This is a genomic window from Sulfitobacter brevis (assembly GCF_900112755.1).
In the GTDB taxonomy this organism is placed as follows: domain Bacteria; phylum Pseudomonadota; class Alphaproteobacteria; order Rhodobacterales; family Rhodobacteraceae; genus Sulfitobacter; species Sulfitobacter brevis.
This window is the reverse complement of sequence record NZ_FOMW01000002.1, coordinates 381,715-401,028: the sequence shown is the minus strand read 5'-3', so window position 1 is coordinate 401,028 and position 19,314 is coordinate 381,715. Positions and strand designations below refer to the sequence as shown.

The 19,314-nt window shown below is 59.1% G+C and carries 15 protein-coding genes and 1 tRNA gene; 10 read left to right on the top strand and 6 right to left on the bottom strand.

Annotated features, from left to right (window positions below; genetic code table 11):
* Positions 1–702 precede the first annotated feature (702 nt).
* Positions 703–1,638, bottom strand: coding sequence for an SH3 domain-containing protein (locus BM174_RS04410; RefSeq protein ID WP_143092420.1), 936 nt, complete (start codon positions 1,636–1,638; stop codon positions 703–705).
* A 268-nt stretch (positions 1,639–1,906) separates the two neighbouring features.
* Between BM174_RS04410 and BM174_RS04405 the strand changes: the two genes are divergently transcribed.
* Positions 1,907–1,983 (top strand) — tRNA-Asp (locus BM174_RS04405).
* A gap of 227 nt (positions 1,984–2,210) precedes the next feature.
* Positions 2,211–3,164, top strand: a complete 954-nt coding sequence (locus BM174_RS04400) for a DMT family transporter (protein ID WP_093922600.1) — start codon at positions 2,211–2,213, stop codon at positions 3,162–3,164.
* Positions 3,165–3,262: 98 nt separating this feature from the next.
* On the opposite strand, the gene BM174_RS04395 is transcribed toward BM174_RS04400, so the two are convergent.
* A complete protein-coding gene (locus BM174_RS04395; RefSeq protein ID WP_093922599.1) occupies positions 3,263–4,642 on the bottom strand; it encodes a M20/M25/M40 family metallo-hydrolase in 1,380 nt (459 codons plus the stop codon).
* 251 nt (positions 4,643–4,893) lie between these two features.
* On the opposite strand from BM174_RS04395, the gene hemA reads away from it, so the two are divergent.
* The 3 genes from hemA to ispG all read left to right on the top strand — a co-directional run bounded on the left by hemA (position 4,894) and on the right by ispG (position 8,711).
* Positions 4,894–6,117, top strand: a complete 1,224-nt coding sequence (hemA, locus tag BM174_RS04390; protein WP_093922598.1) for a 5-aminolevulinate synthase — start codon at positions 4,894–4,896, stop codon at positions 6,115–6,117.
* Positions 6,118–6,238: 121 nt separating this feature from the next.
* Positions 6,239–7,513 (top strand): helix-turn-helix domain-containing protein, encoded by a 1,275-nt coding sequence (locus BM174_RS04385; RefSeq protein ID WP_093922597.1) that lies wholly within the window; start codon positions 6,239–6,241, stop codon positions 7,511–7,513.
* Between the two features lie 70 nt (positions 7,514–7,583).
* Positions 7,584–8,711 carry a flavodoxin-dependent (E)-4-hydroxy-3-methylbut-2-enyl-diphosphate synthase gene (gene ispG / locus BM174_RS04380; protein WP_093922596.1) on the top strand — a complete coding sequence of 376 codons (1,128 nt, stop codon included), beginning with the start codon at positions 7,584–7,586 and terminating at the stop codon, positions 8,709–8,711.
* A gap of 6 nt (positions 8,712–8,717) precedes the next feature.
* Here ispG and BM174_RS04375 read toward each other — a convergent pair whose 3' ends face one another.
* Together BM174_RS04375 and BM174_RS04370 are read right to left on the bottom strand one after the other, a co-directional pair.
* Positions 8,718–9,209: a hypothetical protein gene (locus BM174_RS04375; protein ID WP_093922595.1), complete on the bottom strand. Its 492-nt coding sequence runs from the start codon at positions 9,207–9,209 to the stop codon at positions 8,718–8,720.
* A gap of 1 nt (position 9,210) precedes the next feature.
* A complete protein-coding gene (locus BM174_RS04370) occupies positions 9,211–9,954 on the bottom strand; it encodes a DsbA family protein (RefSeq protein WP_093922594.1) in 744 nt (247 codons plus the stop codon).
* A gap of 84 nt (positions 9,955–10,038) precedes the next feature.
* Between BM174_RS04370 and BM174_RS04365 the strand changes: the two genes are divergently transcribed.
* The 5 genes from BM174_RS04365 (at position 10,039) to BM174_RS04345 (ending at position 17,852) form a co-directional block, all read left to right on the top strand.
* Positions 10,039–11,181 carry a pyridoxal phosphate-dependent aminotransferase gene (locus BM174_RS04365; RefSeq protein ID WP_093922593.1) on the top strand — a complete coding sequence of 381 codons (1,143 nt, stop codon included), beginning with the start codon at positions 10,039–10,041 and terminating at the stop codon, positions 11,179–11,181.
* A gap of 44 nt (positions 11,182–11,225) precedes the next feature.
* The gene (locus tag BM174_RS04360) at positions 11,226–12,452 is read left to right on the top strand and encodes an N-acetylmuramoyl-L-alanine amidase (RefSeq protein ID WP_093922636.1); all 1,227 of its coding nucleotides are present in this window, start codon (positions 11,226–11,228) and stop codon (positions 12,450–12,452) included.
* A gap of 130 nt (positions 12,453–12,582) precedes the next feature.
* A complete protein-coding gene (locus tag BM174_RS04355; RefSeq protein WP_093922635.1) occupies positions 12,583–15,138 on the top strand; it encodes a penicillin-binding protein 1A in 2,556 nt (851 codons plus the stop codon).
* 100 nt (positions 15,139–15,238) lie between these two features.
* Entirely contained in the window at positions 15,239–16,363 is a 1,125-nt protein-coding gene (gene prfB / locus BM174_RS04350) for a peptide chain release factor 2 (RefSeq protein ID WP_093922592.1), read from the top strand.
* A 79-nt stretch (positions 16,364–16,442) separates the two neighbouring features.
* Positions 16,443–17,852: an amidase gene (locus tag BM174_RS04345; RefSeq protein ID WP_093922591.1), complete on the top strand. Its 1,410-nt coding sequence runs from the start codon at positions 16,443–16,445 to the stop codon at positions 17,850–17,852.
* On the opposite strand, the gene BM174_RS04340 is transcribed toward BM174_RS04345, so the two are convergent.
* A complete protein-coding gene (locus BM174_RS04340) occupies positions 17,845–18,087 on the bottom strand; it encodes a hypothetical protein (RefSeq protein ID WP_177209410.1) in 243 nt (80 codons plus the stop codon). The genes BM174_RS04345 and BM174_RS04340 overlap by 8 nt on opposite strands.
* Positions 18,084–19,244, bottom strand: a complete 1,161-nt coding sequence (locus tag BM174_RS04335; RefSeq protein ID WP_093922590.1) for an aromatic ring-hydroxylating oxygenase subunit alpha — start codon at positions 19,242–19,244, stop codon at positions 18,084–18,086. The genes BM174_RS04340 and BM174_RS04335 overlap by 4 nt, the downstream gene beginning before the upstream one ends.
* Between the last annotated feature and the right edge of the window lie 70 nt (positions 19,245–19,314).

Here is a 19,314-nt window from a genome sequence, read left to right as displayed (position 1 = left end):
TAACGGGATGTATTCTGACAACTGTTTTCAGTTCTCTCCATTTGTCGGCGTGGCAAGGCCAAATCGTTGACTGGCCTTGATGAAGGTATGCCATGCTCCATGCACAGGCGGACCACTTTGCCGCGCCTGAAAGGTCAGGGGGCCGACCAAGCCGACGCTACTCTGGATTTGGAAAAAGCGCATCGCGACCGACGCTTAGAGCAGCGGGTCTCTCTGATAGGAAATCATCAAATCGCGCGCAGACAACTTGGAGCAATTGGTGATGCAAGCGACGGTCGGCCCCTCTGAAGTCCATAACATTTCATGGCAACGTATGGCGAAAGCGCAGTGCAATTATTCGGAATAAAAGCTTTGCGGACCGCTACCCATGCGCGATAATGCCGTGGCTCGCATTGCTTGCGGCAAAAGCTACGAAGTGTGCGCTAGTTCGTTGAACCGGGATGAACCGCAACAGACTGGAAACAGCGAAATATAGCTTGTTTACGAAGACTGCTTTTGACTAAAGATCAATAGTTTGGCCTGTACCGGCTATTTTTACACCGAAGATGTCGGGAGTTCGAGCCTCTCACGACCCACCATTCCTCCCCACATTGGACAATAAGTGCATGTTTCAGCCAACTTGGCTGCTGTTTTGGGTCGTGATCAATCGCGCAAGGTTTCCAAAGCGCGAAGTGGAGGGCGACGCGTGGCCGCCCCCTAGCGTTACATGGCCGAGTATCTCTCGTCATCCTGCGGCAGTGAGTTGTAATCGAACGAGGGATTAAACTCGGTCATCCGGTTGCAGGTCTTGGAGGAAATCTCTCGCGTGCCTTGCATTACGACCAGCCCTGAAAATGCCTGAGCGCCGGTGTTGCCGTTTCCCTCGGCGCTAAACACGATGTAGCTGTATTCGCCGCTGGAAAAGCGCAATTGGCTTACGAGCCCGGCAAAGCGCATCTGCATCCAGTGCAAATTGCCGGAACGCGGCCCGCCGGTGATGGTCTTTTCGGTCCGCCCGTTCGCGCCATAGGTGTAGGTTAAACCGTTATTGTCAGCGGTCACAGACACTGTTTTGCTGCCGACATTACAGGAGAAGACCGCCATCTGTACGGGTGAATTATCACATCCTGCCAGCACACCATTGGCCGGTCGTGTGCCTTCGGTGCAGAAAATGCCGCCCCAATGATAGCCCTCACCAATAGAGGTGCTGACCTTGAACCAACTGTAGCCGTCAAATGTGATGCCTGTATCCACCAGATCAAACAGTTGTTCGCCTTCAGCGAGGCTGCCGATCTTGCCGTAGTTCATGCCCGGTCCTGCACGCAGGATGCCGCCATAGGAGTAGCCGAGCACATTCAGGCGCACCGATTGGGCATCGTTTCGTTGTTGGATCCGGAATTCACGATCCATCTCGATCATGGTTTGGATGTCGCCGACGCATTCGTTGTACACGGACGACCACATAGACCCGTCTTGAAAGCAGGTGCCGATATCGGTGGCGCCGCAGAGATCGCGGACGTTTTGTTGGCACACAGGATCGAGATCTTGCGCGCTGCCTGTGGTTGGGGTGTTGGCAAATGATGCTGCCAGAATCGTAAAATATAAGAAATACTTTAACACAATCAAAACTCCAGATTGTTGGGGCTGGGCCGGAGCCAATGGGCGGGCCCAATAGCTACTCAACGGCCATATTGATCTCATGTCTATTGATACTCATCCCTCCGCTATCAACCTTGTCGTGATGCCGCGCGACGGGCGGTTGAAGATCGGTCGGAACAGGCTGGTTCTGGAGATTTTCATCACGCGTGGGCGGGTTGGGAAAGAAACTGAGAAAAATTCGGAATTTCTTCAAAACCCCGCTTGACGCTGGCGGGTCTCGGTCATATTACCACCCAACGCTTCGGGTACAGCCTGAAACGTGCAGCGGGCGGTTGTAGCTCAGTTGGTTAGAGTACCGGCCTGTCACGCCGGGGGTCGCGGGTTCGAGCCCCGTCAACCGCGCCACTGCTGCTTAAAAAGGGACCTCGTAAGAGGTCCCTTTTTTGCTTCTGGAACTCATTTTATTTGGGGCCGTCTGCGCGTTGTGTTTGCCTTGTTCGATGGGGCTGGCGGCAATATCCTGCAGATACCCGCACCGAGAAGGGCTCAGTCGATCAACCGATGTCGCGGATGCGGCAGAAAGTGGTTTAAACGCGCTTACGCCGCGTGTCGCGGGCAGTGTAAGAGGAGGGATGACAATTGCTCCCGATACGACCCGTTTGGGTATTCTCTTCGTTCTAGCCGCGATGTTGTTTATCTCTGTTAATGACATGCTGATCAAAGCCTTGTCCGGAGATTACCCGCTGCATGAACTGGTCTTTGCCCGCACATTAATCGGCATTGGTATTACGTTCATCATTTTGCACTACGAAGGTGGTCTCAAACTGCTCAGAACGTCGCAGCCTTGGTTGCATGTTTTGCGGGCGATGATGGTGGTGATGGCAAATTCTGCCTTTTATGCAGCGATTGTGGTGATGCCGATTGCCACAGCAAATGCGATCTACTTTGTAGCGCCATTGTTTGTGACCCTGCTGTCGATCCCAATCTTGGGGGAGCAGGTCGGCCCGCGGCGGATGGCCGCCGTGCTGGTGGGGTTTGGCGGCGTGTTGCTGATGATTGTGCCCCAGATGGCCAGCGGATCGGGGGAGCTTGGCTGGGTGGTCCTACTGCCGGTGCTCGCGGCGGCGGGATATGCCAGCATGGCGGTGTTGACGCGCAAGCTGGGCCAGAGCAGCCGCGCTTCGGCTTTGTCGATCTATATACAGGCAGCTTTTCTGATCGTGAGTATCTTGGTCTATCTGATCGCGGGCGACGGACGCTTTGTCGATCAGGACAGCGGCGATAGCATGGTTTTCCTGCTGCGCGCGTGGGTCTGGCCGGAAACGGCCGATTTGCTGCCGATGGCGGGGCTCGGCGTATTGTCAGCCGCCGTCGGCTATACGGCCAGTCAAGCGTACCGTTTGGCGCGGGCTTCGGTGGTCGCGCCTTTTGAGTATGTATTGCTGATATTCGCGCTGTTCTGGGGATGGACAGTGTTTGGCGAATGGCCTGAACCGATGGTGTTTGTCGGCGCTGCGGTGATCATCGCGGCGGGCGTCTATGTGTTCCTGCGGGAAAACCGTCCGGTGCCTGTGCGCAGGGGCTAAGCCGTGCGATTGGGCGGTCGTGCCGCTTTTCGCCATTCCGGATTCGGGTCGTCTTATTGTGAGGGAGGGGCCGCCGAGCAGCCCCTCCCGGATACCACTTAAGTCAAGGCATCCAAGATTCGCGCCCAGGACCGGATCCCTTTGTGAAAGCTGTCGAGATCGTATTTCTCATTGGGAGAATGGATCGCATCGTCATCCTTGCCAAAGCCGATCAGCATCGGCTCTGTCCCCAATATCTTTTGGAAATGCCCCGCAATCGGGATCGACCCGCCACAGCCGACGTAAGCCGCAGGGATGTTCCATTCGGTCGACAGCGCCTGGCGGGCAGCTTCGAACATCGCGCCGCTGGTGTCAGCCTCGGACGCCTGACCGGCACCGTGCGAGATAAAGCTGACCTCGCAATCAGGGGGCAGGGCGTCCTGCACCATCTGGCGGAAACTTTCACGGATCGCCTGAGGGTCTTGGGTTCCGACCAGACGAAAGCTCACCTTGGCATGGGCCTTTGAGGGCAGCACGGTTTTGAACCCCTCGCCGGTGTATCCGCCCCAGATGCCGTTCACATCGCAGGTCGGGCGCGACCAGATCATCTCCAGCGGGGTGCGGTCCTGTTCGCCAGCAGGCTGGGACAGGCCGACGTCAGACAAAAACTGCGCGTGGTCAAAGGCGAGCCCCTGCCACTGTGCTTCAAGCGCGTCGGAGAGTTCCGGCACGCCATCGTAAAATCCGGGAACGGTGATGCGGCCGGTATCGTCATGCAGCGATGAAAGGATGCGCGTCAGCACGCGGATCGGGTTCATCGCGATGCCGCCGTACATGCCCGAATGCAGGTCCATCTGCGGCGCGGTAATGGTCAGTTCTTCGCCAAGCAGGCCACGCAGCATGGTGACGATGGCGGGGGTTTTGGATTCGAAAAGTCCCGTATCGCAGATCATCGCGATATCGCTTTTCAGCTCCTCGGCGTTCTCACGCATAAACGGCACCAGCGAGGGGGAGCCGGATTCTTCTTCACCTTCTAGGAACAAGGTAATCCGGCAAGGCCATGCGCCCTCCACTTCCTTCCATGCCCGCAAGGCCTCTAGAAACGTCATCAACTGGCCTTTGTCGTCTGACGCACCCCGTGCGCGGATGACGCGGCCTTTCGGGGTTTCCTGAATTTCTGGGTCAAAGGGGTCACGGTCCCACAGATCCAGCGGATCGACCGGTTGCACATCATAGTGGCCGTAAAACAGAATATGCGGCCCGTCGCCTGCATCTGCGCCGCCATGAGCCACGACCATCGGATGACCCGGCGTGGGGCGCTTGCTGGCGTCAAAGCCCATGGATTGCAGATCGGCAACCAGCCAATCCGCGGCGCGGTCGCAATCGGCCTTGAAGGCGGGATCGGTCGAGATCGAGGGGATGCGCAGCAGCTCTATCAGCCGGTCTGTGGCGGCGGGCAGATCATCATCGATTCGTGCCAGTATGGTGTCGAGTGACATGGGAAAATTCCTTTCGGGGCGGTTTGGGCAGACCGTATCAGCCCGCCGCCGCTTGTCCAGAGGGGCCACCATCGCCATGCCTGCCGCGATATGCTGCCAGATGATAGTGCGCCCTATTCTCGGCTTGCCTGCGACAATGCGTGCCGCGATAAGGCATTGCTCGCTGGCTGTGATGCCTGTATCTATTCTAAAACCCGAATATGACTGCGGGAGCCTCGCCGTAGTCATGACTGCCAGATGGAGAAGGCGCTATGGATTATACCGAAAAACTGGATTCGGCCATTGCGCGCCTCCATGAAGAGGGCCGTTACCGCACTTTTATCGATATCGAACGCCGCAAGGGCCAGTTTCCGCACGCGGTCTGGACCCGTGCCGACGGGTCCGAGCGTCCGATTACCGTCTGGTGTGGCAATGACTACCTTGGCATGGGGCAAAACTCGGTGGTGCTTGACGCGATGCGCGACGCATTGGAGGCCACGGGCGCAGGCTCGGGCGGGACCCGCAACATTTCGGGCACCACGGTGTACCACAAGCGTCTGGAGGCCGAACTTTCGGATCTGCATGGCAAGGAAGCAGCACTGCTGTTCACCTCGGCCTATATTGCCAACGATGCCACGCTTTCGACGCTGCCCAAGCTGTTTCCGGGGCTGATCATTTATTCCGACGCGCTGAACCATGCTAGCATGATCGAAGGTGTGCGCCGCAATGGCGGGGCCAAGCGCATTTTCCGTCATAATGATGTCGAGCACTTGCATGAGTTGTTGGCGGCGGACGATCCTGCTGCGCCTAAATTGATCGCATTTGAATCGATTTATTCGATGGATGGCGATTTTGGCCCGATCGAGGCGATCTGCGATCTGGCCGATGAATTCAACGCGTTGACCTATATCGACGAGGTACATGCGGTTGGTATGTATGGCCCGCGCGGCGCAGGTGTGGCCGAGCGTGACCGTCTGATGCACCGGCTTGATATCATCAATGGCACCCTCGCCAAAGCTTATGGCGTGATGGGGGGCTACATCGCAGCCTCGACCAAAATGTGCGATGCGATCCGCTCCTATGCGCCTGGGTTTATCTTCACCACCTCGTTGCCACCCGCCGTGGCAGCAGGGGCGGCAGCGTCGGTCAAGTTCCTGAAATCAGCCCGTGATTTGCGCAAGCAACACCAAGATCAGGCGGCGGCGCTCAAGCTGCGGCTTAAAGGGCTGGGCTTGCCGATCATTGATCACGGCAGCCATATCGTGCCGGTAATGGTTGGCAATCCGGTACATACCAAGCTGCTGTCGGACATGCTGCTTGAAGAGCACGGGATTTATGCCCAGCCGATCAACTATCCTACAGTGCCCCGCGGCACCGAGCGGCTGCGCTTCACCCCGTCGCCGGTGCACGGACCGCTGGAAACCGATGCTTTGGTCAAAGCGATGGACAGTCTCTGGTCGCATTGTGCGCTGAATCGCGCCGAATCCGTCGGTTGAAATTGATAATTTCGCAATACGCGTTGCCTTATGGTAGACTTACCGAAAGAAAAGGCTAAATCCGAATCGTGTGGGCGACCGGATGAAGGCATCAGGCAACTATTGATTACGGGGCATTGGTATGATCGGGCGTTGGTCCTCCAAGAGCGTTGAGGCGGCAGAAACCGAGCCCAAAGGGTTCGACGCCTTTGAATTGCGTCTGGGGGATGTGATGCGCGGCGAGCGTGCAACCCTCGGAAAATCCCTGCTCGATGTGCAGCGGGAGCTGCGGATCAAAGCCTCCTATATCGCAGCCATTGAAAATTGTGATCCGAATGCCTTTGATACGCCCGGCTTCATTGCGGGCTATGTGCGGTCCTATGCACGCTATCTCAACATGGATCCTGATAGGGCTTTTGCAGGTTTCTGCAAGGAATCTGGTTTTATCGTCGCGCACGGCATGTCTGCCGAAGCTTCTGTCATCAAGAAACCCAGCTTTGAAGAACGCCGCCAGAAACCGTCTGAGGCCGACCTTTTTGCCCGACCCAATACGCCGTTTATTCCAGTGGGCGATGGTTTTCTGTCGCGGATCGAACCCGGGGCCGTGGGGTCCATGGTGGTGCTGCTGGCGCTGATCGGCGCGATTGGCTTTGGCGGTTGGACTGTCCTGAAAGAAGTGCAGCGCGTGCAGGTCACGCCAGTTGACCAAACGCCTGTTGTGCTGTCTGACCTTGACCCGATTGATGGGGCGTTGGCGCCCGCTCCCGAAGCAAACAGCGACTCTGCGGCACCGCTTGCCACCGATACGCCCCGCGCTGAAGCGTTGGACCGTTTGTACCGCCCGCAAGCGCTGGATGTGCCCGTGATGACCCCGCGTGATGCAGCCATCGCCACGATTGATCCCCGCTCGAGCGGTAACTTCCCATCCTATATCGCCCCCGGCGCGATGGAGCGGGCGGTTTTTGACGGCACTCCAATTCAAACAGCCGAGAATGCTTTGACAGAAATAGCAGGCCCCGTGCCGCAGGTCGTCGAGGGTTCGGCACCGACGGTACTCATGGTTGCGGCCTATCCGTCATGGGTGCGCGTCAAGGCGGCGGATGGCACGGTAATCTACGAGACCATCATGAACAAAGGTGACGTCTGGGAAGTGCCCGCAACCGAAGAACCACCGACCCTGCGAACTGGCGAATCCGGTGCGATCTATTTTGCCATGGCCGACGGTTGCTTTGGCCCAGCAGGCGCACGTGGCAGCGTGACCTCGAACCTGCCGTTGCAGCGCGAAGCTTTGGCCGAGCGCTTCACGACTGTCGATCCGGACGCTGATACTTCGCTCAGCCGGATGTTTGCCGATCTGCGTGCGTCCAACGACATTGATGCCGCGATTTTGGCAGCGATGCCTTGCCAGACCCAGTAAGCCCCCATTGATGTTGCACCTGTGACTGACTAGGTTCCGGACACGTCCAGAACTTTGCAAAGGTGCGCCCATGTCGCTGAACCACATCCGCCCATGGCGCAACATTTATCGCCGCAAATCCCGCCAGATCATGGTAGGTAACGTGCCTGTGGGCGGCGATGCTCCAATCACCGTACAGACCATGACGAACACGCTGACAACCGACGTGCGCGGCACAATCGCACAGGTGCAGGCAGCGGCCGAAGCAGGCGCCGACATCGTGCGCATCTCGGTGCCCGATCAAGCCTCGTCGAAAGCGCTGAAAGAAATCGTCGCCGAAAGCCCTGTACCGATCGTTGCGGACATTCACTTTCACTACAAACGCGGTATCGAGGCGGCGGAGGCGGGTGCGGCCTGCCTGCGCATCAATCCGGGAAATATCGGGGACGAGGCGCGGGTGCGAGAAGTGATCAAGGCCGCGCGGGATCACAACTGCTCCATCCGGATTGGCGTAAACGCTGGATCGCTCGAGAAACACCTGCTGGAAAAATACGGTGAGCCTTGCCCCGATGCGATGGTCGAATCCGGTCTGGATCACATCAAGATCTTGCAGGACAACGATTTTCACGAATTTAAGATCAGTTGTAAGGCCTCTGACGTCTTCATGGCGGCAGCGGCCTATCAGCTTCTCGCCGACGCCACGGATGCGCCAATCCACCTTGGCATCACCGAAGCGGGCGGGTTGATGTCTGGCACGATCAAAAGCGCGATTGGCATGGGCAATCTGCTGTGGAACGGCATCGGCGACACCATCCGCGTCTCGCTATCTGCCGATCCGGTGGAAGAGGTGAAGGTCGGCTATGATATTCTCAAATCGCTGGGGCTGCGGCACCGTGGCGTCAATATCATCTCTTGTCCGTCTTGCGCGCGTCAGGGTTTCGACGTGATCAAAACAGTCGAGGCGTTGGAAAAAAGGCTGGAGCACATCAAGACCCCGATGAGCCTGTCGATCATCGGGTGCGTCGTGAACGGCCCCGGCGAGGCGTTGATGACGGACGTCGGCTTTACCGGCGGCGGGGCAGGGTCGGGCATGGTGTACCTCGCCGGCGCGCAGAGCCATAAGCTCGGCAATGACGGCATGATCGAACATATCGTAGAGCAGGTGGAACGCCGCGCCGAGGCAATTGAGGCGGAGGCTGCGAAGGAAGCTGCCGAGTAGGCAGCTTCAGTCTTCGCTCAAATAGCGGGTCAGCACCATCGCAGGCATCCAGCCGCGCAGGATCCTGTCCGACATGACGTAGAAGGGTAAATCGTCCATTTCCAGCGTCTCTGCGACTTTTGCAACAGCGGGGTCGCTGATGTCATGCAGGATGAACTCTTGCCCGGTAGTCTCTGAAATTACTTGCAATTCTTCGATTGCCCGGGCGCAGTCCTCGCAGCCTTCCCCGACAAACAGCGCAATCTTGGCGCCGCTCAACACCTGACTTTTAAGCGTGTCGAGCGTGTCCAGATCGGCCGCTGCGGCTTCGGCGTATACGCCGCCCTGATAGGGCGGCGGTGCCAGCGCTTTGCGCACAATCTCGGGCTCGTCGAGCAATAAAGCGCGCACCTCAGCCTGAAATGCGCGGCGCTCGGCCCCTGTCAGGGAAAAAATATCGGTATCGGCAGCGACAGGCGCAGCCAGCAGTACCAAACCAGCCAGCGCCAAAGACTTCATATCAGTCGCGCTTTTCCGCTACCAACGCCTGCATCTGATCGTAAGGCAAATAGCCGCGCAGCATTTCGTCGTGCATCACAAATGTCGGCGTGCCGGTGATCTGCAGCTTTTGCGCCAGCGCACGGGTCTCGGCAATTTCGCGGGTCACTTCATCGTCGTTCATCTTGGATTCGATCGCGTCGAAATCAAGCTGGTAGGTCTCTGCCAGACGGCGCAGGGCTGCGGTGGTGATGTCGCCGTTAAAGGCCATCAGCGCGTCTTTGATCTTGTCATAGCTGTCGTCGCCCGCAACGTTCTTGGTGGCAATGGCAAAGCGTGATGCCATCATTGACTGCTCGCCAAGGATTGGGAATTCTTTGACGATCATCTTGATATTACCGTCTGTTTCCAAAAGCTTGGCAACTTCGCCGTGGGATTTTTTGCAATAGCCACAGCGATAATCGAGGAATTCCACCAACACGATATCGCCGTCAGGGTTGCCACCTTCCCACGAATAGCCATCGTCGAAGATCGGTCCGGCGTTGTTGGTCACCAGATCGAAATCGGCACGCGCTTGAGCTTCGGCTTCACGGCCTTGCAGGCTTTCGACCGCTTCCATGATCACTTCGGGGTTTTCCAAAAGATAGGCCCGTACCTCGGCGCGGAACTGGGCGCGTTCGGCGTCTGTCAGCTCTGTCAGGTCCATGGCGCTGGCGGGTAGGGCCAAGGCGCAGGCAAGGGCAGGGGCAATCAGACGTGGGAACATGTTATAAACCTTTTGCTATAGCCCGAGGGTTGACGGGGGCTGCTGGACGCGGTGAAACCACATCGCAATCCTAGGAGCAAGCCCATGCGCATTTCAACCCGGTCTGCCGTCGATCCCTTTATTGTGATGGATGTCATGCAAGCCGCCGCCGCAGCCGAAGCGGCAGGCCGTCATATCATCCATATGGAGGTCGGCCAGCCTGGCACCGGTGCACCCTCGGGGGCATCCGAAGCGTTGAGTAAAGCCATGGCCGACGCGCCCCTCGGTTATACCGTGGCGCTGGGGTTGCCCGCATTGCGCGCACGGATCGCGCAGATGTACGGCGAGTGGTACGACGTTGATCTTGATCCTTCGCGGGTGGTTGTGACGTCGGGATCGTCGGGCGGTTTCATTCTGTCCTTCACAGCACTTTTTGACACTGGCGACCGCGTTGGCATTGGCGCGCCCGGCTATCCGAGTTATCGGCAAATTCTCAAAGCGCTGGCGCTCGATCCGGTCGATCTGCCCACTGCTGCGCAAAACCGCTATCAGCCTGTGCCGTCGGATTTCGCGGGCATGGACCTTGCAGGATTGCTGGTGGCGTCTCCCGCGAACCCGACCGGCACAATGCTTGATAAATCCGCGATGGGCGCGCTGATCGGTGCCTGCGCCGAGACGGACACCTCCTTTATCTCCGACGAGATCTATCACGGCATCGAGTATGAGAAGAAGGCCGTCACCGCGCTGGAAATCACTGACGACGCCTATGTGATCAACTCCTTTTCGAAGTATTTTTCGATGACCGGTTGGCGGGTCGGCTGGATGGTGGTGCCGCCCGATCATGTGCGCGTGGTCGAGCGGATCGCGCAAAACATGTTCATTTGCGCACCTCACGCCAGTCAGGTCGCCGCGTTGGCCGCGATGGACTGCGACGCCGAGTTGCAGACCAATATGGATGTCTACCGCACCAACCGCCAATTGATGCTCGAAGGCTTGCCGCAGGCAGGGTTCACCGAAATCGCACCGCCGGACGGGGCTTTTTACGTCTATGCCGATGTCTCCGCACTCACCGACGACAGCCGCAGCTTCGCCGCTGAAATCCTTGAAAAGGCAGGCGTTGCTGTGACGCCGGGCTTGGATTTTGACCCCTTGCGCGGCCACAAGACCCTGCGTTTTTCCTATGCCCGCAGCACCGCCGATATCGTCGAAGGTCTGGCGCGGCTCAAAGCCTTTATGGCCGCGCGCTGAGGTGCTAGGGTCGCGCAAAATAACAGGCGTCGGGCGGTGATATGATGCGCGGGATATTCAAGGTGATGGCGCTGGTATTGATCGGCGTCCAAGGGGCTGTGCCACTGGCGCAGGCGCAGGAATTGACCGCATTGGCGCGGGTTAATCCGGCCCAAAGCGAGATCGCCGACGGCTGGTTTGGCAAAACCTATATTACGGTGGCGCTCAGTCAGGGGGTGCCGTTTCGCGTCTTCTTGCTGGATGATCCAGCGCGGCTTATCGTCGATTTCCGCGAAGCTGACTGGTCTGCGGTCGCGGCGGAGAAACTTCTGCCGGAGGCGGGGCGGGTCGGGGCCGTGCGCTTTGGTGCGTTCCAGCCCGGCTGGTCGCGTCTGGTCGCCGATCTGACCGAGCCGATGCTGCCCAGCGAAATTGGCATGCCGGTGAACAGCAGTACCGGCGCGGCCACGCTTGAGATCACACTGGCCCCAGTGGATGCGGCAACCTTTGCTGCGCGGGCAGGCACGCCGGTTGATCCGGCATGGACCGCCGCATTGACCCAAGCCCCCAAGCCCGCAAATACCACAGCCGACCAGTTCGTCGTGGTCATTGATCCCGGTCATGGCGGCATTGATCCGGGCGCTGAAACCGATGGCATTCAAGAGAAAGCGCTGATGCTCAGCTTTGCCCGCGCATTGCAGGAGGCGCTCCGGCGCACCGGCGCGGAGGCAGTGCTGACCCGTGATGATGATATCTTTGTGGCGCTGGAAAATCGCGTCGCCATTGCGCATCAGATGAACGCGGATGTGTTCATCTCGCTTCACGCAGACAATCTGATTCAGGGCGGGGCCAAGGGGGCCACGGTCTATACTCTGTCAGACGAGGCCAGTGATTCTGCGACCGAGCATCTGGCGGCGCGGCACGATCGTTCGGACATCATCGCAGGCGCGGATTTGACCGGTTCGGATGATCAGGTGGCCGGTGTGCTGCTTGATCTGGCGCGCCAAGAGACTGAGCCACGCTCGAAAGCGCTGGCCACTGTGTTGGTCGCAGGGATGACCGCTGTTGGTGGCCCGATGAACCGGCATCCCCAGCGCAATGCAGGGTTTTCGGTGTTGAAATCGGCCGATATCCCTTCGGTTCTGGTCGAGCTTGGCTTTTTGAGTGCGCCGCGCGATCTGGCCAACCTGCGTGATCCGGTGTGGCGGGCGCTGATGGTGGGCGCAATGGCCGATGCGGTGATGAAATGGCGCGACGAGGACGCCGCGCGCAAGCCGCTGGTCTGGCAATAATTCCGCGCCACAACAGCACCTTTAATGGGCGATGTTTCGCCCCTTTGTCGCTGCGTCGTGTTTTGACGATCCGCCAAGCTTCCTGTATAGCCCACGGGTACGTGTTTTCCCTAAAGTGGCGGTGGCTTTTTTGTTCCGGTTTATCCTGTCTTTTCTGGGTGGTATCTTTACCACTCTGACCATGAGCATTGGCATGGTTGCGCTGACTTTCGGCGCACTTTTCTGGGTTTATGGCCGTGATCTGCCGAGCCACGAGAGCCTTGCGCAATATACCCCGCCGACCATCAGCCGGATTTATTCCGGCCAAGGTCGTCTGATCGATGAATTTGCGACCGAGCGGCGGCTCTTTGCCCCTGCCAATACGATTCCCGATCTGGTGAAGCAGGCGTTCATCTCTGCGGAAGACAAAAACTTTTACACCCACGAAGGCTATGACCTGCGCGGCATCGCCGCCGCCGCTGTTGATGCGGTGAAGTCGGGCGGGCGCGACGTGCGCGGTGCGTCGACGATCACACAACAGGTGATGAAGAACTTTCTGCTTTCGGGTGACCGGCGAGCTGAACGGAAGATCAAGGAAATCATCCTCGCCGCACGCATCGAAAAGGCGCTCGATAAGGAGAAAATTCTCGAACTCTATATGAACGAGATTTTCCTCGGGCAGAACTCTTACGGCGTCGCGGCGGCCAGCCAGACCTATTTTAACAAAACGCTGAGTGAATTGGCCCCGCATGAGGCGGCTTTCTTGGCCTCGCTGCCAAAAGCGCCGTCGGATTATCATCCGGTGCGCCGCAAGGACCGGCTGTTGTCGCGGCGCAATTTCGTGCTGCGCGAAATGAACGAAAACGGCTATATCACTGATGCGGCCTATGAAATCGAAGTGGCAGAGCCGCTGCGCTCGGTCCAGAACGGCGACTTCGAGAGCTTCAAGGAAGAGCTGCCCCCGCGGGATTACTTCACCGATGAAATCCGCCGCCAACTGTCGGAAAACTTCGGGGAGGGCGAGTTTTTCACCGGCGGTTTGACCGTTCGTGCCACCATCGACAACGAGATGCAGCCGGTCGCCGCCGAGGCGCTGCGCATCCAGCTTGAACAATATGACCGTGGCGTCGGGGTCTGGCGCGGCACAGGCAAGAAAATCCCGCTCGATCAGCTTGGTAGCGAAGAAAACTGGCGTGCAGCCTTGGATGCGCTGCGGGTGCCACGCGATATTACGCTGGAAAACAAGTGGTATCCCGCTGTGGTGCTGGAAGTCGGCAGCCAAGATGCGCGGATCGGCATCGAAGGTGTCGACGAAGTGGATGGCGGCCATTGGATCCCTGCGAAAGATGCGCAATGGGCCCGAAAACGGCTGGCCGATGGCAAGCTGGCCGACCGCGCGCAGGTCGCCGGCGATCTGGTCGAGCAGGGCGATGTTGTGCTGGTGCGCAAGATGACCACCGATGACGATGGTAGCTTCATTCGCTGGACCCTGCGGCAGGTGCCCGAGGTGCAGGGTGCCTTTGTTGCGATGGACGTGAACACCGGTCGGGTGATCTCGATGCAGGGGGGCTTTTCCTATCAGGACAGCGTGTTTAACCGCGCTACCCAGGCCAATCGCCAGCCAGGTTCCTCGTTCAAACCGTTCGTCTATGCCGCAGCACTGGATTCAGGCTATAGCCCCGCGACCATCGTCGTTGACGCCCCTATCGAGATTGATACGCCGCAAGGCGTCTGGCGGCCGCGCAACTCATCTAACAAATTCTACGGCCCGACGCCGCTGCGCACAGGCATTGAACAGTCGCGCAACCTGATGACCATTCGTCTGGCGCAAGAAGTCGGCATGGATGTCGTAGGCAGCTATGCCGAAAGGTTCGGTGTGTACGACGATCTGTCGCCGGTTCTGGCCAACGCTCTGGGCTCGCAGGAAACCACCCTTTACCAGATGGCCGCTGCCTATGCGATGTTTGCCAATGGCGGCGAGCGTGTGCAACCGACCCTCGTGGACCGCGTGCAGGACCGTTATGGCCGCACGGTTTATCAGCATGACGAGCGGATTTGTAATGACTGTAAGTTGGCTGACCTTGCGGCTGGTTTGGCGCCTCGGGTTATTTCAAACCGTGAGCGGGTGATGGACCCGATCACCGCATACCAGCTGACCTCGATGATGAAAGGCGTTGTCGACCGTGGCACCGCCGCTGGTGCCATTAACTTGCCGGTTCCGATTGCGGGCAAGACCGGTACAACCAACGACGCCAAAGATGTGTGGTTCATCGGCTTTTCATCCAACATCGTCGCGGGCTGCTACATCGGTTTTGACACCCCGCGCTCGCTGGGCCGCAGCGCCTATGGCGCGGGCATGTGCGGGCCGGTGTTCCAGCGCTTCATGAGCCAAGCGATCAAGAAATACGGTGGCGGCCCGTTCTCGGTGCCCGATGGCTGTGTGTTTATCAACATCGACCGTTTCACCGGCGCGCGGTTGAGCGATGGTGCCTCTGGCAAGAATGTGGTGTCGGAGTGCTTCCGCGAGGGCGAAGAGCCAATCTTTGGCATCACCTTCGATGGCGGCTTTGCCATGGGGGCGGATTTGCCGCTGGTTGAGGATGTTGCCCGCGCACCGGCACGTCAGGTCACGACATCGACCGGTCGCAAGGCCGTGGTTGGCCCCAAGGCGAGCTTTGGCACGCTCTCTTCGGGCGGGCTTTATTAATCAAACTTGGGCCGTCGGGGCGGGGCAACCGCAGCCGATGGCTTGTTGTTGCGGCGGCACTGGTTTATCTCGGTCCGGACCCATTCAAAGGCAGGCATAAATGCGCGCAGAAGCACAGAATTTCGCAGATCAAACCGGCAAGTCGCTGGAGCTGTTGGCGCAGCGGCTGGATGTTGAGACCGCAGCCTTCCGGCTGGAGGAATTTAATGCCCGCGTTGAGGACCCGACCCTGTGGGATGATCCTGAAGCCGCGCAAAAGCTGATGCGCGACCGGCAGATGCTGGTCGATGCCATCGCCACCTATGAGGGCATCAAGCAGGAGCTGGCCGACAACGTCGAGCTGATCGAGATGGGCGAGATGGAAGACGATGCCGAAGTCGTCGCCGAGGCCGAAGCCGCGCTGAAAGCACTGGCCGGAAAAGCCGCCCAGAAAGAGCTGGAAGCGCTGCTGGATGGCGAGGCCGATGGCAATGACACCTTCTTGGAAGTCAACGCAGGCGCGGGCGGCACCGAGTCTTGCGACTGGGCGTCGATGCTGGCGCGGATGTATGTCCGCTGGGCCGAGAAGAAAGGCTATAAGGTCGAGCTTCAGGCCGAGAGCGCGGGCGAAGAGGCGGGTATCAAGTCGGTCACCTACAAGATCAGCGGCACCAATGCTTACGGGTGGCTGAAGTCTGAATCCGGTGTGCACCGTTTGGTGCGGATTTCGCCGTTCGATTCTGCTGCCAAACGGCACACGTCCTTTACCTCGGTGAAGGTCTATCCGGTGGTTGATGACAATATCGAAATTGAGGTGAACCAGTCGGATATCCGCATTGATACCTACCGGTCGTCCGGTGCGGGCGGTCAGCACGTCAACACCACCGATTCCGCTGTGCGCATCACCCACCACCCCACGGGGATCGTGGTGACAAGCTCGGTCAAGTCCCAGCACCAGAACCGCGACATCGCGATGAAGGCGCTGAAAAGCCGTCTGTATCAGATGGAGCTGGATAAACGTTCGGTGCTGGTCAACGAGGCCCACGAAAGCGCGGGCGACGCTGGCTGGGGCAACCAGATCCGGTCCTACGTTTTGCAGCCTTACCAGATGGTCAAGGACCTGCGCACCAACTACGAGACCTCGGATACCAAAGGTGTGCTCGACGGGGATCTCGACGGGTTAATGGGCGCGACGCTGGCGCTTGCGGTGTCGGGCAAAAGCCGCGCCGAAGCTCAGGGCAGCTAAGCCGCAAAAGACTATGGCGAAGGTGCCGTCCTGTGACTACGCTGTTGTCAATTGATTTGGCAGCAGGGGTTTAGCCGGCATGGATATACTGGAGCAGGACGCGGTTGGCGTCTCGGCATTGCTTGAGGACCGCAAGCTTTCCGCCGAAGAGTTAATGACTGCAACGCTCGACCGAATCGAGGCGGTGAATGGCACCGTTAATGCCGTGGTCTCGCTGCGCGACCGCGACACTTTGATGACTGAGGCCCGCGCCGCCGATGCCGCCCCGCGCAAGGGTTGGCTGCATGGCATCCCGATGGCGATCAAGGACCTTGCCAATGCGGCGGGGTTGCCAACCTCGATGGGTTCGACCCTATTTGCAGGGCACCCGGCAGCGCATGATGATCTGATGGTGGCGCGGCTTCGTGCGGCGGGTGCGCTTATTATCGGCAAGACCAATACGCCCGAATTCGGCTTAGGTTCGCATACCTTCAACCCGGTGCATGGCGCGACGACCAACCCCTATGATGTCACCCGCTCGGCGGGCGGCTCCTCAGGCGGGGCGGCGGCAGCACTGGCGACGCGGATGGTCTGTGTCGCGGATGGCTCGGATATGATGGGATCACTGCGAAATCCGGCAGGCTGGAACAATGTTTACGGTATGCGCCCGACGTGGGGGCGGGTGCCTGGGGAGCCGGAGGGCGATATGTTCCTGCATCAACTCGCGACCTCTGGCCCGATGGCACGCAGCCCTAGCGACCTTGCAGCCTTGCTTGACACGATGAGCGGGCCTGACCCGCGCCAGCCACACAGCTTACCTGTGTCCAACACCCTGCCGCAGCTTTCCAATCCCTTGCCGCGCCAGCGCTTGGGGTGGCTTGGGGATTGGGGGGGGGCTCTGCCCTGCGACGAGGGGATTCTGGCGCTAAGCGAGTCTGCCCTGACCCAGATGCAAGGGCTTGGCCATCACGTCGCGCCGATTGCCGCGCCCTTCGATGCCGATCTGATGTGGCAAAGTTGGATCACCCTGCGTTCCTTCTCGGTCGCGGCGGGCTTGGGCGAGATTTATGCCGATGCCCGGCGTCGCCCCAAGCTGAAAGACACCGCCCTGTGGGAGATTGAGCGCGGTCTTGGCTTCAGCGCCATGGAGGTACACCGCGCCAGCGTGATCCGCTCGGACTGGTTCCGCACCGCTGCGAGCCTGTTTAACGAGGTGGATGTTCTTGTACTGCCCTCAGCGCAAATCTGGCCATTTGACGTGACGCAGGATTATCCCAAGGAGATTGCGGGCGTCGCGATGGATACCTATCACCGCTGGATGCAGGTGGTTATTCCGGCCTCACTGCTGGGCTTGCCTGTTGTCAATGTTCCTAGCGGTTTTGGAGCCAATGGCCTGCCCAACGGGCTGCAACTTATTGGCCCGCGGGGCAGCGATGCGCGGCTTTTGCAACTGGCGCAGGACTGGCATCAAGCGACCCGGTGGCCGCAACAACAACCGCCGGTTATCTGAGCGGCGGCGTGGGCGCGGGCAGGGGCGCCTCGCGGCCTTGGTCGATCAGACGTTGGCGCAATTGTGCGGCGGTGGGATGGCCAGCCTCCAGCGCAAAGACATGGGCGTGGGTGAGATAGAAGGCGCTGGCCTGCGCATCGGTCGCGGCATCGGCCGCCTCACGGTAGAGCGTTACCAGAGCCGCCAGATCGCCCCCCGCATGGGCCGCGAGCAACCGGGTATCCAGCGCGATCATTCGGCGGCGTCAGGCGGCCTGCGGTGCCGCTGCATCTGGGCGGCGACCCAATCGTGGAACATATGCGTCGGCCCGTCCATCACAGCCGAGAAGCGCCCGCCATCAAACTGGACCCCGTGACGCCCGCGCTGCATCCCTTCAACGACCGAAATATCTTCGGCAAAGACGCTCTTCCACTGTTCGGCATTGCGCGCGCGCAAGTCGGCATCGGTGTTTGGCTTGGCGTAGTAGAGATGCACATTTTCTACCGTTTTTTCAGTACCCTGAGGGAGCAGCACCAATACAAAGCTGTGATCGCGGTGCACGCCCAAAAGCACGTTAGGATAGACGGAAATATACTCTGCCGCCGTGTTCCACTTCTCATCAATATCGGCAAAATCGGGGAAGGTGCTGCCATTGTCATTCTTAAGCTGGCGGTAGACCCAAGTACCTTGGCCCGAGAATTTTCCAGCCTGTTCAATGTGGTAGTGATCTTCAAGCCGGGAGTAGCTGTTTAATCCCGGATGTACCCAAGGCAGATGATAGCTTTCGCAATAATTCTCGACGGCGAGCTTCCAGTTGCAGTTCACCTCTAGTTGAAAGCGGCTGTCTGCACCGCCGTGATAGAGCGGCTTGTCGAATTCGGCCCACCGCGCCAGCAGATCGGCATTGGCGACCTCGAAGGGCGGGGCGGCGTTGGAGACATTGACGAAGATCACGTCCATCCAGATAAAACTGCGGATTTCGATCAGCCCCAAAAGCGCGCGGTCAATGCCCGCATGGGTATTTTGACCCGGTCCGCCGACGTGGGGCGTGCTGACCAAAGCGCCTTCGGTCGAATAGCACCATGAATGGTAGGGGCAGCGGATTGCGCCCTCGATCTTGCGCGGCGCATCAATCAGGATCATGCCGCGATGGCGGCAGGTGTTCTGAAAGACCCGAACCTGATTTTGACGATCCCGCACGAAAAAGAGCGGCATGCCGGCAAAATCAATCGGCACCGCGTCGCCGACCTCGGGCACATCGGCGGCGACGGCCAATCCGGCCCAGTTGTCAAACAGCACCGCTTGGCGCTCCTCGGCATAGGTCTGCGGGTCAATGTAATGGGCGTTCGGCAAGCCGTTGGCGTTTTCTATGGGACGGCGAACGGTGCTCAGATCGGTTATCGGATGCTGCATGCTGGGCTCCTGATGATAGAGCAAGGCTAGCAGCTTTTGGCGAAAGTGGTTTTCTTACAACGACATTAAG